Consider the following 13,902-nt stretch of genomic DNA (forward strand, 5'->3'; position numbering starts at 1 on the left):
GTGACCGCGGCGACCCGCGCCGCGACGGCAAGACCCGATCACCGGTGTGAGAAATCTTTCGCCGCGCAGTCGCCGGCTCTTTCATGCATGCCAAACGCGGCGATGAAGCCATGCCGACTCGATTTTCGATCTTTTCGACCTTTTGAATCGAATCGTCCGGTGTTAAATTCCCGCCCGGCCACAGAGCCATCTCAAATAACCCGAACTAAAAAAGACCAAATCATGAAATCTGTATTCCGTCATGCCGCGCTGGCACTGGTAACGATCGGCTTCCTGTCGGGCTGCGCGAGCAGCGTGACACGCGACGCCAGTGATCAGGCGGGGGCCATCGCAACGGCATCGACGCCCAAATTCGGCTCGAAGCCCGTGATCGTGCAAGTCACGCTCGACAACGCCGCCCAGGAAGCGCTGAAAGACAACCTGAAATTCAGCCCCGAGAACCTGAAAGGGAAAATCGAAAGTGCGCTGGCCGCACGCAAGCTGCTGGCAAAGGCGGATTCGACCGATGCAATGCACCTGAACGTGGAAGTCACCGGCATTCGCGTACGCTCGAGCTTCTCGGCCGTCATGTTCGGCTTCATGGCGGGCAACGATCATGTCGACGGCACCGTGACGCTCGTCGACGCCGACAATCATCAGGTCGACCGCTTCAAGGTGTCGGCTTCGTATGCGCTCGGTGGTATCGCCGGCGGCATGGACGATACGCGCATGAACTGGCTCTACGAGAAATTCACCGAGAAGACGCTGACGACGCTCGAACCGGCGGCTGACGCGCAACAACAGGCAGACGCCGCGCAGGCGAAGAAGCTGTAATCGTCGACGCCCGCCGGGCCGCACATGCGCGGCTCGTCGGGCGGTCACCCCGGCGCGCGCCGCTTCGACGACGAAGCGGATATCGACCGGGGCAACGTTCAGCGGGCGTGTTCGTCCTTCAGCATGCCCTTCAGCAGCAGACACGCGCCCCCACCCACCGCGCTCACGCACGCGACATAGCCGAAGTACAGCTGATAACCGTGCATGCCCGGATACGCGGTCGTCAACCAGCCGTTCAGCAACGGCAGGAACACGTCGGGCGAATAGCCGAGCAGCGAGATGATGCCGATCGCGAGCCCCGTGATGCGAGCCGGCACGTCGCAGCGTTCGAGCACGCTCCAGTACAGGCCGCGCACCGCATACGTCAGCAGGCCGATCACGATCACGACGCCCACGAGCAGCGCAATCTGGTTGAGCGACGGAAACACGATCAACCCGATGAACGCGAGCGCCGCGCAGAACAGCGCGCCGCCGAGCACGTTCAGCGTGCCGATGCGATCGCCGACGAAGCCGCCGCCGATGCCGCCGATCGGCCGCATCCACAGCTTCAGCGACGCGATGAAGCCGGCCGCGACGATCGACATGCCGACGCCCTTCTGCTGCAGATACGGGGAAATGCTGTAGGTCGCCCACGACAGGTGGTAGCCGCAGAACACGATCAGCGCGAACACCCACAGCCGGCGATTGCGCGCGAGCGTCAGCAGGTCGCGGCCGAGGTGGCCTTGCTCCGCTGTCACCGAATCGTGCGCCGCCGATCCACCCGCATCCTTGACGAACAGCAGCAGCGCGCCGAGCGCGATGCATACCGCCGAATAACCGACGACCACCTGCCGGAACGCGCCGCCATGCGACACGCCGCGCGTGTCGACGAGCCAGGCGAACAGCGCGAGCGACGCGGTCGCCAGCAGCGCCTCGATCAACCCGCGGCCGCCGTCGAGAAACCCGAAGAACCGGCCCCTGCTCGCTCGGCCGCGCGATCGTCTTCACGCGCTTGATCACGGATGCCCAGAACGTCAGGCCCGTCGTCACGCCCCAGCCGCAGAAGATCACTATCAACGTCGCATACGACGGTGCGCTCGCATTCGCATACCAGAAGCCGAGCGCGCCGGTGCCGGCGAGCGAGAAGCTGATCAGCCAGCGCGGCGGCAGGCGATCGGCAAGCCAGCCGCTCGGCAGGTAACAGACGAGGAAGGTGGTGCCGAGCGCCGAATAGAGATAACCGAGCTGTGTGCGCGTGATCTGGAACAGGTCCAGCATCGTGTCCTGGTAGAACTGGCGCAGGTACAGCATCGGGTAGATCGCGCCGGCCGCGCAAACGAGCAGCGCAAGCTGCACATAGCGGCCCGCGGAGGCAGTCGTGGCGGTGTCGCCGGGGTGCGCGGTGCGAAGTGCCGCGTCATGGTTCGTCATGTGTCTCCTCCATCGGGTGATTCCCGCCGGCTGACGGCCGGTGTCGTGCAATGCGCGAGTGAATGCCCGGTGCTCGCATCTGGCAGCGGTCCTATTCCGTTTGATCAGCCGACAGGAGTCGGGTCGCGGCCGCGCCCACCGGCCGCCACCAGGCATTCGCGCCCGCACGCTCGACGACAAAAAATCGGCCGCCCGGGGGAGAGCGGCCGTCAAGGAGAGATCCCTGTTCGGGATGCCGGCGGACACCACTCCGGACCGGCCTGCGTATTGTTGATGAACGCGATTCCGCTGACCATCAGACCGGTCTGATTTGCAACCTCCCTGCATGAAAATCACGGCGTCCTGAGCCTGCCGCCTCCATCGAATCAGCAACGCGCCGTTACGTTCTCGACGGGAACCCCCATACGCGGCAACCTGTCGAATCGCCGCACGACCGTCGACGGCTTCATCGCCGTGGCGGACAATCCCTTCTCCTGCCCCGCTCGATCACGTCCCGCCCTTTCATGCTGAGCATTGGTCCCTTCTCGATCCGCGTCGTCGCGGTAGCCGTCGCCGCGCTGCTCGCGTGGCTCGTCGCCCGTTTCATCCAGCGTCGCCCGCCGGACGGACATCACAAGACCGCATCGAGCCTGATCCTCGATGCATTGCTGTTCGGCCTGCTCGCCGCGCGTATCGGCTACGTCGCGCAGTGGTGGCATGAATACGCCGCCGCGCCGCGCTCGATCATCGCGCTCGGCGACGGCGGCTTCGACTGGCGCATCGGTCTCGCGGCGGGCATCGTGTTCGCGGGCTGGCGCCTGCGCCGCCTGCCCGTGCTGCGTCGCCCGGTAATGGCCGGCATGCTCGCCGGTGTCGCCGCATGGGGCATCGCGCAGGGCACGCTCGCCACATTGCAGCACGGTGCGCCGCCGCTTGCCGCGTTGCAGCTCGAAGCGCTCGATGCCACGCCGGTGCCGGTGCAACGTTTCGCGGGCAAGCCCGTCGTCGTGAACCTGTGGGCCACGTGGTGCCCGCCGTGTCAGCGCGAAATGCCGATCCTCGCGCAGGCGCAGCACGATCATCCGGGCATGACGGTGCTGATGGTCAACCAGGGCGAGGACGCGCAAGCAGTGCGCGCGTTCCTCGAACAGAAAGGGCTGCGGTTCGATCACGTGCTGCTCGATCGCACGCTGCACGCGATGAAAACCTACGGTTCGCGCGGGCTGCCGACGACGCTCTTCTTCGACGCGACAGGCAATCTCGTCGAATCGCACATGGGCGAGATCACCGCCGCGCGGCTGAAGGATGCCGTGGCCGACCGCTTCGGCCAGTAACGCGCGTCTCGTCCAAAGGATCGCGGCAACCGCTTCGTCACATCCGTGCCTCGACCGCGGCCAGCCGCGCCGGCAGATGTTCCAGCAGCGCATCGACGGCGGCCCGGACTTTCAGCGGAAGATGCAGCGTGTAGGGCCACACTGCCTGAATCGGAAAGATCACGCCCGGCCGATCGGGCAGCAGCTCCCGCAACGTGCCGCTGCGCAACGCGTCACGCACCAGCCAGTACGGCAACCATGCGACGCCCAGATCCGCAATGGCCGCATCCATCAGCGCGCTCAAGTCGTCGGACAGCAAACGAACGGCGGGCTGCAATTCCACGCGCTGACCGTCGACGATGACGGGCCAGCGATGTACCTGGCCGAAACGCGTATAGGCCAGCGCCTTGTGCCGTTCGAGCGCTTCATAGGTCGTGGGTTCGCCGCAGCGGCTCAGGTATGCCGGCGATGCGCAGAACGCCATCCGGTGCTCGCCCAGCGGACGCGCCACCAGTTCGCTGCTGTTCGGCAACGTGCCGACGCGAACCGCCAGGTCGAAACGCTCTTCGACCAGATCGACGGAACGATCGCTGAACGACAGGTCGAGATCGAGCTCGGGATGCGCCTTCGCCAGATCGATCAGGATCGGCGCCACACACAGATGACCGAAAAGCGTCGGCATCGACACGCGCAGGCGCCCCTTCATCTGCCATTTGCCGGTTTCCAGCAGCGCCTCGCCCGCCTGGATCTGCTCCATCGCGCGAAGGCAATGGTCGTGAAACAACGCGCCTTCGTCGGTCAGGCTCTGGCTGCGCGTCGTCCGCTGAAACAGCACGACGCCCAGCCGCTCCTCGAGGCGCGCGATGCTCTTGCCGACCGCGGACCGCGTGATGTGCAGCCTCTCCGCGGCTTCCGCAAAGCTGCTCGCTTCCGCCGCGGCGACGAACACATCGATACCCTTCAGGTTGTTTCGCATGCGATTGGGGATAAATACGCTACACAGTGCGTCGATCTTATCGCTTTTGGAGATAAAAGGTGGCTGATAGGATCGGTTCCAGTCCTCACCTTCCCAACGGAGCACTTCGCATGGCACGCATCCTCGTCCTTAAATCGAGCATCAACGGCAGCCAGTCGCAAACCGGTGCGCTGATCGACACGTTCCTGGCCGAGCGCCAGGCCAACGGCCATGCCGACGACGTGATCGTGCGCCATCTCGTCGACGCCGAGCTGCCGATGCTCGACAGCGAGCTGTTTCATGCGCTGCGCGGCGCGGCCAACCCGAGCGAGCGCGCGCAACGGGCGATCGTGTTGTCCGACGAGCTGATCGCCGAGCTCAAGGGCAGCGACCTGCTGCTGATCGGCGCGCCGATGTACAACCTCAACGTGCCGACCCAGTTGAAGAACTGGTTCGACCTCGTCGCGCGGGCACGCGTGACGTTCCGGTACACGGAGACCTGCCCGGTGGGGCTCGTCGAAGGCATCAGCGCGATCGTGTTCAGCTCCCGCGGCGGCGTGCACGTCGGCCAGGAAACGGATGCGGTCACGCCGTACCTGCGTGCCGTGCTCGGCCTGATGGGTATCTCGGACGTGGAATTCGTCTATGCGGAAGGGCTCGACATGAAGCCGCACGGGGTCGAGGCCGGGCTGGCGGATGCACGCCGGCAGATGGATGCGCTGCACGCGTAAGGCCAGATCGCGCGCGGCGGAAAGCGCGACGCCGAAATCAGACACGTCCGATTGGCCGTGCCGGATGCGATCCGTAAACTCCGGCGCATGATTTCCGCACTCCAGTCCACCTTCGACGCGCTGCGCGACACCGTCGCGCGTTGCACCCGGCGCCCCGCGTTCCTCCGCAACCTCGACATCGTGGTGCTCGCCCTGATCGTCGCGAGCGTGCTCGTCGTGATGGCCGACAGCGTGCACGACCTGCACGAACGGTACGGCCACGCACTCTATGCGGCCGAATGGGCGTTCACGTTGCTGTTCACGGTCGAATACGTGGTGCGATTGCTATCCGCACCGAAGCCGCTTCAGTACGCGCGCAGCTTTTTCGGGATCGTCGATCTCGTGTCGATCCTGCCCACCTATCTCGCGTTCTTCTTCCCCGGCCTGCATGCGCTGATCGACGTGCGGCTGCTCCGGCTGTTGCGCGTGTTCCGCATCCTCGGGTTGTCGATCTATCTCGAGGAAGGGCAGATGCTGATGCGGGCGCTGACCCGCGCTCGGCGCAAGATCTTCGTGTTCATCGGCGGGATGTTCGTGCTGACCGTGATTCTCGGCACCGTGATCTTTCTCGTCGAAGGGCCCGAGAACGGCATCACGAGCATTCCGGTGGGCGTGTACTGGGCGGCCGTGACGATGAGCACGACCGGCTACGGCGACCTGACGCCGCATACGCCGCTCGGCCGGCTCATCACGTCGTGCGCGATCCTGCTCGGCTACGGGATCATCGCGTTTCCCACCGGGATCATGGGTGCGGAGCTGGTGGCGTCGGCGCTGGAGCGCACGCGCAGCAACGCGCGGCCGGACGCGGGCGATGAACCGTGCTGCCCGCATTGCGGCGTCGCGCTGCCGGAGCGCGGTGCGAGCGACAGGCCGCATCCAAAATAGGCCCCGTCCTATTCAGCTTCACCTCCCCTTGTTCGAAACTGGGTTTATCGAGCGGTTCGCTCGCCACATCGCCGGTCATCACGACACGCGATGCGCACCGCGGATTCGCCGCTCGTCTTTCTGCCATTTCGATAAGGAGTTCAAATGATCATTCGATCGACCCTGGTGACGCTCGCCGCTGCCACGCTGACGACCGCCGCTTCCGCACAAGTCCTTCAGGAAAAGAACCTGCCGCTGAACCTCGCCAGCGAAATCGCGCATCAGACCGTGCAGGCCTGCTCCGCCAGCGGCTACAACGTGGCCGTGACCGTGGTCGATCGCAGCGGTCTCGCACGCGTCGTGCTGCGTGGCGACAACGCGGGGCTGCATACCGTCGACGCATCGAAGCGCAAGGCCTACACGGCGCTGTCGACGAAAACGCCGACCGGCACGCTCGCCGCGAACCTGCAGAAGAATCCGGCCGCCGCGCAGATGACGGCCATCGACGGGTTCCTGGTGCTGGGCGGCGGCGTGCCGATCAAGGCAGGCGACGAAGTGATCGGCGCGGTGGGGGTGGGCGGTGCGCCGGGCGGGCACCTCGATGAAGCCTGTGCGCAGCAGGGGATCGCGCGCGTTCAGGCGAAATTGCTGTAACTCGGTTGCGCGGATCTTGGCAAGTTGAACCCCGGGCACGCGCCATATCCCGCTAGTCGATCCACGAGGCTCGAACCAACGTCGAAGGCGCGTACGACGCTTAGACAGATGTCGAGCGAAACTCTACGGCAAAGCGATCCGCCAACGCGGCGAGGCGTCGGTCCAACGTCCAGAAGTGCGCCCCAGGCGTAATCAGTGTCGACGCCAACAAAGTCAAATCTACGAGGCCACATCCCATGCCGTATAGCCGCTCGCGCTCCACGAATGCCATAACCTCCTGCATGCTGGCTTGATTGCACTCCTGAAGCAGCCCAAGGTCGTTGAGTGTTCGCAACCGCGGCGCCGGCGGCGTCCCGCACGAAAGTTCGCCTAGCACCATCGGATGCATCAATACGGCATCGAGCGCGAGCAATCCGAGCAGCGTTTGATTTCTGTTGCGAAAGTGATCGACCCAGACAGACGTGTCAATCAACACATTCATTGCGATTCCGGCTCTTGGCGCCGCCGCGGAATATCGGCCATGTCAGACATAGTCCCGCCCAGCGCTGCCAGACGCTTGGCGGCCTGGACACGTACAAACGTCTTGATTGCCTCCCGGAACAGGTCCGCCTTGTCCATTCCTGGCTCAGCCATTTGCAGTGCCTTCGTATAGAGATCGTCGTCGATCGTCACTGTAGTTCGCATGATTCACCCGTCATCAATATTGATGCAATATTGCCTCAATATTAGCACCAACCGCTCACGCAAGCAGACGAAAACCCTCGTCCACCGAGAAATGGATATATCGCTACACAATCACTCCTGCCCTTGTCACCCCGCCTGCCCGCCCAGCGTCTGTGCGAACGCCGCCAGCCCCGTCAGCATGATCTGCACATCCACGTAGAGCAGCAGGAACGCCGACACCCGCATCGCCACTTTCGTCCCCTCGCTGCCGAGATAGCGCGCAAGCGTCGTCGCGCGGCGATAGATCTGCCAGATCGCGAACGCGACCAGCGCCGCGACCGCGACCGACACCACCCCCGACGCCAGATAGTCGGCAACCGTGCGCGCACGGTTCGCATGCAGCGCGATGCCCGCCGCGATCGAGCCGGGGCCGATCGTCAGCGGCACCGTGAGCGGGAAAAATGCCCGCGCCATCAGCTTCGGCAGATCGTCGCCATGCACGGCGCTGTCGCCGCCCGGCACGTCGGGCGCGTGGGGTGAACGCACCACGTGTCGGCAGCAACGTAGCGGCACCGACGTACCCCGGCGCAGCGACGGTCGCGCTTTTCGCATCGGCATCGGCGGTCGATGCGACGCCGGTGACGATCCGCGTCAGCAATTCGGGAATCGGGACGACACCCGACCAGCTCGCGCACATATTCGAACCCTTCGCGCAAGCCGACAGGTCGATCGCGCGACGATTCGGCGGCACCGGCATCGGGCTGGCGCTGAGCCACAAGCTCGTCGAATCGCTGGGCGGCAACATTGTGGTGGACAGCGTGCCGGGCGTCGGCTCGACGTTCGTCATTACGCTGCCGCTGCCGCTCGGTCACCGTCCGGGCGCCGCGTGCGCCGATGCGAACGCAGATGCCCCCAATGCCCGCGTGCTGTTCGTCGACGCCAACCCGGTGAACCGTTCGCTGATCCACGACCAGCTCGACGTCCTAGGCTATCCGGCCGATGTCGCGTCGAGCGTCGCGGCGGCGCTCGACCTCGCCGATCGACATGACTATGCGCTCGTGATGACCGACCTCAACATGCCGGGGCTCGACGGCTATGCGTTTGCGCGGGTGTTGCGTGAGCGCGGCCGATTCTCGCGGTGACGGGCCATGCCGAGCCGGATGAATTGCGTTTCGCGCGTGAAGCGGGGATCGACGAGATTGTCGCGAAACCGACGTCGTTGAAGTCCCTGGAGCTGGCGATCACGAAGCACACGGGTCCATCACAGGCGCCGCATTCCTCACCGCCATCGCGCCGGTATGGGCCGCTGCCTCATGATCTGCACAAGGTGCTTCCCGACACCGCGTACCGGTCGAATGGCGCAATCGCACGGGCGCTCCAGGACGGTGACTTGAAGGCTGCCCGAGCGGAGATTCACAGCATGCGCGGCGCTTTCGCGACGATCGGCGAACACGATATCGCCGGTCTGTGCGCATCGATTGAAGCGTTGGCACTGGCGGGCGACGCCGCGGCGTTCGCATGTGAGTTCGAGCGATATCGGCGCGATGCGAACGAGATCCTCGTGCGACGTGCGGCTGGCGAGTCGCGACAGTCGGCTGACACGTTTTCTGACATATCGGCGATGAAATGACGAAGCGGTTCGCCGGCACAACTGCCCCGGAATCGTTGGGCTTCAGGCGTGCAAGACATCGGCCGAATGGCCCATGTCGATAAAACCGTACAAGACCGATATCAGCCAGCATTCAATCTCGGTAGAGTGGTTACACGTTCTCGCGTGGAAAGTTCATTCATTTCGACATGCCAATCATGTAGCGGAATGCCGATCGAAATCCACTGCGTCAACGAGCGCGGCCCGCAGGTGACAACAACACCTGCGGGCCGCTGACCACAACCGACTCAACCAAGGAGTTGACCATGGCTGGCGCGAATCATAACGCACCGACGTGTTTCCGCGATTGTTTTTTCTCCCCGCAATCGTCCTCTCAATCTGGCCGCCTCGTCCCGCACATCAGGCTGACCGACATGGCGCCGCCTGTCATGTATCTGTGGACGAAATTGTCCGGCCGGTGGATCGAAGCGGCGGGTTTCGATCCGGAGCAACGCTTGCAGATCGAGGTATCGCACAAGCGGCTGGTGATTACCCCGATCGACGATGCGGGCAGCGATTGTCGCGTAACGCACGAACGCCCCGATGGCGATCCCGCGACGGGGCAGCAACTGGAATCGGTGATGGCAGGAGAAGCACAATGAATCACGACGCCCCGAACCAATACACCGACGGTGTGCCGGCCGATTTCGACTTCTACGACGTCGGAGAACTGGCGGCCAAGTCCACGCTCGTGCTGAAGCTCAATGCGCTGATCGCGTCCCGCGGCCTGAGTGAGGAAGAGGCTGCTGCGCTGGCCGAGATGACCCGGCCGGTGGTCACCCCCGAGCAGCGCGACAGGCTTCGGAACGTTTCGCTGGAAACGCTGATGGTGACGCTCGCCTCGCTCGGCCAGCATGTGGAAATCGTAGTGCGGCCCGCGACGGAATCGGGGCCGGTGGGAATCACGGTTTCGGTCTGACGGTTGGTGAAGTAGACGGAAAGTCGTGTGTGCGGTGGCCGGTTCCGGCCGCCGCCATAACAGTTTCGGCACCACATTCTTTGGATAGGTCAGTGATGAATCGCGACGAATGTCCTCAGTGCACCGACAACGTGCTTGTCGACCTGGATTTCGATGATGCCCAGGCACTGACGGCCAAGGCCGCACTCGCCCTCAAGCTCAACGAACTGATCGACTCGCGCGGCCTGACTCAAATCGAGACGACATCCATCATCAGCATGACGCAACCGAAGGTGTCCCAAGTACGTCGCTACCAACTCCGGAACATTTCTCTGGAGCGGCTGATGCAAGCGCTGGTCTCGCTGGGCCAGCATGTGGAAATCGTGGTGCAGCCTGCAAGCCGCTCGTGTTCGGCTGCTATCACTGTCGCAGCGTGACCAAGACCCCGTCCTGGAAAGGAAGTGTTTAGTACCGGAATATCCTCGGCGCTCGCATAGGGCAGCGTTAGGAGTAGCGCCATTAATGGATAGCATGACTGCGACCGGGCCCAACGGTCGCCGCCGAAGCCCCTCCGATACCACACGTATTCAATTTAACGTGAACGATCGTTACAACCAATCGGACCAGGCTGATTCTGCAACGCTCACCCTCCCGAACCAATCGATCCTCCGCGAGCTTGCGCGCGCAGCGCGCGTGTTGCCCACGGAATCTGATCGTCTCGCCAGCCTGCGTGACACCTTCCAGCTCGCGGTCGAATTGTTCGAATGCGAAGTGCTGGCCGCCCAATGGATAGAGTTGCCACACACTGAGCTTGCCGGGCAGAAACCGCTTGAATGTTTGGATACGGATCAGGGTCACGACCGCATACGGACGCTTCTGATACGAGCCATTCACGGAGTCTGCGCATAACCCGCATCAGACTCACATCTGCTCGAACAGACCGAGCGGGGAATTCCACGTGAACGAAAGGCGGTCTGCCATCCTGTCTGACGGACGTCGCCAGACACACCAGGCAGCCCTTCACACACCACCAACTTACTGCTGAATCGTCGCCTGCGCCGCCAGCTTCTCGACCAGCGCAACCATCGCCCGCTGATCCGCCTGCGCTTCGAGCTGCTGGCGCAGCACGTTCTTCGCCGCGTCGATCGTGCGCGCGGCGAGGTCGTCCGTGTTCATGCGGATGCGCCCGTCGGCATCGCGCGCAGGTTCTTCGTCACAGCATCGAACATCGCCTGTCCTCTCGATCGAATTGAGGCCGAACGTCCCGGCCCCGAATGTCTCGCATTAAAAACGCAGACGACCTCGATCTCCATCAGACGGGTCTTACATCGCCCCCGCGATACGCCCGAATCAGACTCGGCCTACGCGGACACGTCCAACGGCTTTCCGGCGACGTTCGTACGAGTTACGTACTAGTCAAAATATGAAATGACTTGGTTTAGGACTTGTCCGATTCAATTGCCGACGGTACCTGCATAAAGTGGAGTGCATCACGGCACCGGGCCTTCCGCCACGACCGGAACGACAGCCCGCGACGCCATCCGGCGCCATGCTTCGCATCGCGAAGTGTTGCCGGCCCTCCCCGATTCACGATGCAGCCGATCGCCGCCCGATGCGCGAACGGCTTCCCGGAGAGAACTCACATGCAGATCACCCCGCACGACATACCCACGCTTGCCGACATCCCCCGACTTCCGCTCGATTTCGCCGATCCGACGCAAACCGCTCCGATCGAAGCGAAGGCCGCGCCCGGCATGCTCGACGAATCCGTCGCCGCCGCCACGCAAACGCTGATCGAGCGCGGCGATCTCGCGCGCGCCGCCGAGCTCGCGGTCATGCACTGGCAACAGCATCCGGCATCGCCTGCGGCGGCATTCAATTGCGGTTATGCGCTTCAGATGGCCGGACGTCACGCCGAAGCGATCGTCCCGTATCGCAAGACGCTCGCGCTCGCCCCCGCGTGGCCGTCGCTGAAGAACAATCTCGCGCTCGCGATCCGGCTGTCGGGCGACGATCCCGACCTGGAACACGCATTCATCGAAGGTGCGCTCGACGACGATCCGAACCACGCGCAGGCGTGGACCAACGCGGTCATCACGCGCATCAACCGCTTCGACCTGGACGGCGCGCTGCGCGCGGCCACCCGTGCCGTGGCGCTTGCGCCGGACAGCGCGCTCGCGGCCAACAATGCGGCCACCGCGCTCAAGGAAGCGCAACGATGGGACGAAGCCGAGCAGTACGCGCAGAGCGCGTGCGAGCTAGATCCGAGCGACCCGACGCACCGCCACAACCTGTCGCTGCTACGGCTCGCGCGCGGCGACTTCGCATCGGGATGGGCTGACTACGAGGCGCGCTGGCACGGTGCAGCGGAACTGCGTGGCACGCTGCCCGGGTTTGCTCGGCCGCGCTGGTGCGGCGAATCGCTTGCCGGAAAGACGCTGCTCGTCTGGGGCGAACAAGGCATCGGTGACGTACTGCAGTTCAGCCGCTATGTGCCGCTGCTCGCGGAGCGCGTGCATCGCGAAGGCGGGCGGCTCGTGTGGAATGCGTTTCCGCAGATGGGCGCGCTGATCGAGCGCAGCCTCGGCGATCACGCCGACGTGTTCGATACCCGCACCCGCGTCGAGCACCTGCCTCACTTCGACTACGAACTGCCGTTGATGAGCATTCCGTGGATGCTCGGCCTCGACGCGGACACCCTCTTCACGTCGGTGCCGTACCTCCATGCTGACGCCGGCGCCACCGACGCGTGGCGCCACGCGTTGTCCGGCGAGAAGCGGCTGAAGGTCGGCCTTGCGTGGACAGGCAGCCTCGACCATCAACGCAACCGCTTCCGCCGCGTCGGGCTCGAACGCTACGCCGATGCATTCGCCGGCCTGCAGAAGGACGTCGCGTTCTATTCGCTGCAACCGGGCGCGCAGCATGACGTCGAAGCCGCGAAAGCGGCCGGGTTCGACGTGACCGACATGACGCGCGAATGGAAGACGCTCGACGACACCGCCGCGTTCGTCGGTGCGCTCGACCTGGTGATCACCGTCTGCACGTCGGTCGCGCACCTGAGCGGTGCGCTGGGCCAGTCGACCTGGGTGCTGCTCGATGCGAACCCGCATTGGGTCTGGCAGCATGACCGGCGTGACAGCGCGTTCTATCCGGGTGCGGCGCTTTACCGCCAGCGGACGTTCGCCGACTGGCAGCCCGTGCTCGACGAGGTGACGGCGGATCTTCGGGGTCTCGCCGGCTGACAGGCGAGCGCCGGTGTACGCTGCAACCGCCTCACCGCCTGATCGCCGGACATCGCGCGTGCACTCGCGATCAAACGGTTTCTTTCCTGCGCGGCCAATCTACGGTCGATGCGCGATGTGGCCGCGTGACGCGCCGCTCAGGGCCTCGACAACACCAGCACGCGCCCACCCACCCGATGCAGCTTGAGCCAGCCCATGTCGGCGGTAAAACGCAGCTGCTGCAAGTTGAAATCGAACGTGGCCCGCTCGGCCGCCTTGATCACGGCATCGGCGATCCAGCGAATCAGCACCTTGCCCTCTTCGGTGGTCTGATGGCCGGTCTGGCCGCCGCAGAAATGGCGATTCCCGGCGTTGACCTGCATCTGCAACTGCATCCAGTGACCCGGCAGGCCCGGCAAGGTCCGGAACAGGTCGGCCACGCGCTGCGTCGTCAGGCTGCGCGCCCACAGGGCGCTGTCGCCATCCGGCCGCTCCAGGTCGTGGCGATCCGCGGCCTGGGCCTGGCCCTTGATGCCGCCTTTCAGGGAATCGGGTTTCGTCATGATGCTTTCCTCGCGATGGGCCCTGCAGCGGGCCGGTTGAATGGACAAGGACTTCGGAGCACGGGCGGACGGAACCACAGAGGGGTTCGACGTCGACACTAGGCCGCCACACACGACAGGCCGGCGACACGCGCCAGCCTGACTGGGCGGA

Annotated in this window: 17 protein-coding genes and 2 pseudogenes; 12 read left to right on the forward strand and 7 right to left on the reverse strand. The window is 64.4% G+C overall.

Features of this window, described 5'->3' with window-relative positions; genetic code table 11:
- Positions 1-222 precede the first annotated feature (222 nt).
- Positions 223-813 carry a DUF4410 domain-containing protein gene (locus CFB47_RS31365; RefSeq protein ID WP_069250552.1) on the forward strand — a complete coding sequence of 197 codons (591 nt, stop codon included), beginning with the start codon at positions 223-225 and terminating at the stop codon, positions 811-813.
- A gap of 98 nt (positions 814-911) precedes the next feature.
- On the opposite strand, the pseudogene CFB47_RS31370 reads toward CFB47_RS31365, so the two are convergent.
- Positions 912-2,223 (reverse strand): annotated as a pseudogene (locus tag CFB47_RS31370) (MFS transporter).
- 503 nt (positions 2,224-2,726) lie between these two features.
- On the opposite strand from CFB47_RS31370, the gene CFB47_RS31375 reads away from it, so the two are divergent.
- Positions 2,727-3,536, forward strand: a complete 810-nt coding sequence (locus tag CFB47_RS31375; RefSeq protein WP_089463366.1) for a TlpA disulfide reductase family protein — start codon at positions 2,727-2,729, stop codon at positions 3,534-3,536.
- A 37-nt stretch (positions 3,537-3,573) separates the two neighbouring features.
- Here CFB47_RS31375 and CFB47_RS31380 read toward each other — a convergent pair whose 3' ends face one another.
- On the reverse strand, positions 3,574-4,608 hold the full coding sequence (locus CFB47_RS31380) for a LysR family transcriptional regulator (RefSeq protein WP_256946780.1): 1,035 nt from the start codon (positions 4,606-4,608) through the stop codon (positions 3,574-3,576).
- On the opposite strand from CFB47_RS31380, the gene CFB47_RS31385 reads away from it, so the two are divergent.
- The 3 genes from CFB47_RS31385 to CFB47_RS31395 all read left to right on the forward strand — a co-directional run bounded on the left by CFB47_RS31385 (position 4,602) and on the right by CFB47_RS31395 (position 6,758).
- The gene (locus CFB47_RS31385; RefSeq protein ID WP_089463368.1) at positions 4,602-5,201 is read left to right on the forward strand and encodes an NAD(P)H-dependent oxidoreductase; all 600 of its coding nucleotides are present in this window, start codon (positions 4,602-4,604) and stop codon (positions 5,199-5,201) included. The genes CFB47_RS31380 and CFB47_RS31385 overlap by 7 nt on opposite strands.
- Before the next feature lie 87 nt (positions 5,202-5,288).
- Positions 5,289-6,125 (forward strand): ion transporter, encoded by an 837-nt coding sequence (locus CFB47_RS31390; protein ID WP_089463606.1) that lies wholly within the window; start codon positions 5,289-5,291, stop codon positions 6,123-6,125.
- Between the two features lie 144 nt (positions 6,126-6,269).
- Positions 6,270-6,758 carry a heme-binding protein gene (locus tag CFB47_RS31395; protein WP_089463369.1) on the forward strand — a complete coding sequence of 163 codons (489 nt, stop codon included), beginning with the start codon at positions 6,270-6,272 and terminating at the stop codon, positions 6,756-6,758.
- Positions 6,759-6,858: 100 nt separating this feature from the next.
- On the opposite strand, the gene CFB47_RS31400 is transcribed toward CFB47_RS31395, so the two are convergent.
- The 3 genes and pseudogenes from CFB47_RS31400 to CFB47_RS31410 form a co-directional block, all read right to left on the reverse strand.
- On the reverse strand, positions 6,859-7,239 hold the full coding sequence (locus tag CFB47_RS31400; RefSeq protein ID WP_089463370.1) for a type II toxin-antitoxin system VapC family toxin: 381 nt from the start codon (positions 7,237-7,239) through the stop codon (positions 6,859-6,861).
- Positions 7,236-7,442, reverse strand: a complete 207-nt coding sequence (locus CFB47_RS31405; protein ID WP_089463371.1) for a type II toxin-antitoxin system VapB family antitoxin — start codon at positions 7,440-7,442, stop codon at positions 7,236-7,238. The genes CFB47_RS31400 and CFB47_RS31405 overlap by 4 nt, the downstream gene beginning before the upstream one ends.
- A 126-nt stretch (positions 7,443-7,568) precedes the next feature.
- Positions 7,569-7,955 (reverse strand): annotated as a pseudogene (locus tag CFB47_RS31410) (MarC family protein); the annotation flags it as partial.
- Between the two features lie 2 nt (positions 7,956-7,957).
- Between CFB47_RS31410 and CFB47_RS41875 the strand changes: the two are divergent.
- From CFB47_RS41875 to CFB47_RS31435, 6 genes are all read left to right on the forward strand, one after another.
- A complete protein-coding gene (locus CFB47_RS41875; protein WP_256946781.1) occupies positions 7,958-8,563 on the forward strand; it encodes an ATP-binding protein in 606 nt (201 codons plus the stop codon).
- Positions 8,560-9,051, forward strand: a complete 492-nt coding sequence (locus tag CFB47_RS41880; protein ID WP_256946782.1) for a response regulator — start codon at positions 8,560-8,562, stop codon at positions 9,049-9,051. Before CFB47_RS41875 ends, CFB47_RS41880 begins: the two co-directional genes overlap by 4 nt.
- Before the next feature lie 284 nt (positions 9,052-9,335).
- The gene (locus CFB47_RS41885) at positions 9,336-9,671 is read left to right on the forward strand and encodes a type I toxin-antitoxin system SymE family toxin (protein WP_256946783.1); all 336 of its coding nucleotides are present in this window, start codon (positions 9,336-9,338) and stop codon (positions 9,669-9,671) included.
- Positions 9,668-9,988 (forward strand): XRE family transcriptional regulator, encoded by a 321-nt coding sequence (locus CFB47_RS31425; protein ID WP_089428560.1) that lies wholly within the window; start codon positions 9,668-9,670, stop codon positions 9,986-9,988. The genes CFB47_RS41885 and CFB47_RS31425 overlap by 4 nt, the downstream gene beginning before the upstream one ends.
- A 95-nt stretch (positions 9,989-10,083) precedes the next feature.
- Positions 10,084-10,404: a helix-turn-helix domain-containing protein gene (locus CFB47_RS31430; protein WP_089428561.1), complete on the forward strand. Its 321-nt coding sequence runs from the start codon at positions 10,084-10,086 to the stop codon at positions 10,402-10,404.
- An 85-nt stretch (positions 10,405-10,489) separates the two neighbouring features.
- Positions 10,490-10,876, forward strand: coding sequence for an antitoxin Xre/MbcA/ParS toxin-binding domain-containing protein (locus CFB47_RS31435; RefSeq protein WP_179257696.1), 387 nt, complete (start codon positions 10,490-10,492; stop codon positions 10,874-10,876).
- Between the two features lie 126 nt (positions 10,877-11,002).
- Here the strand turns inward: CFB47_RS31435 and CFB47_RS40805 are convergent, their stop codons facing one another.
- The gene (locus CFB47_RS40805) at positions 11,003-11,143 is read right to left on the reverse strand and encodes a hypothetical protein (protein WP_256946784.1); all 141 of its coding nucleotides are present in this window, start codon (positions 11,141-11,143) and stop codon (positions 11,003-11,005) included.
- 467 nt (positions 11,144-11,610) lie between these two features.
- Between CFB47_RS40805 and CFB47_RS31440 the strand changes: the two genes are divergently transcribed.
- Entirely contained in the window at positions 11,611-13,209 is a 1,599-nt protein-coding gene (locus CFB47_RS31440) for a tetratricopeptide repeat-containing glycosyltransferase family protein (RefSeq protein WP_089463374.1), read from the forward strand.
- 137 nt (positions 13,210-13,346) lie between these two features.
- Here the strand turns inward: CFB47_RS31440 and CFB47_RS31445 are convergent, their stop codons facing one another.
- A complete protein-coding gene (locus CFB47_RS31445) occupies positions 13,347-13,751 on the reverse strand; it encodes a peptide ABC transporter ATPase (protein WP_089463375.1) in 405 nt (134 codons plus the stop codon).
- Positions 13,752-13,902: the final 151 nt, after the last annotated feature.

It is taken from the genome of Burkholderia sp. AU27893, from assembly GCF_002223205.1.
Classification (GTDB): Bacteria; Pseudomonadota; Gammaproteobacteria; order Burkholderiales; family Burkholderiaceae; genus Burkholderia.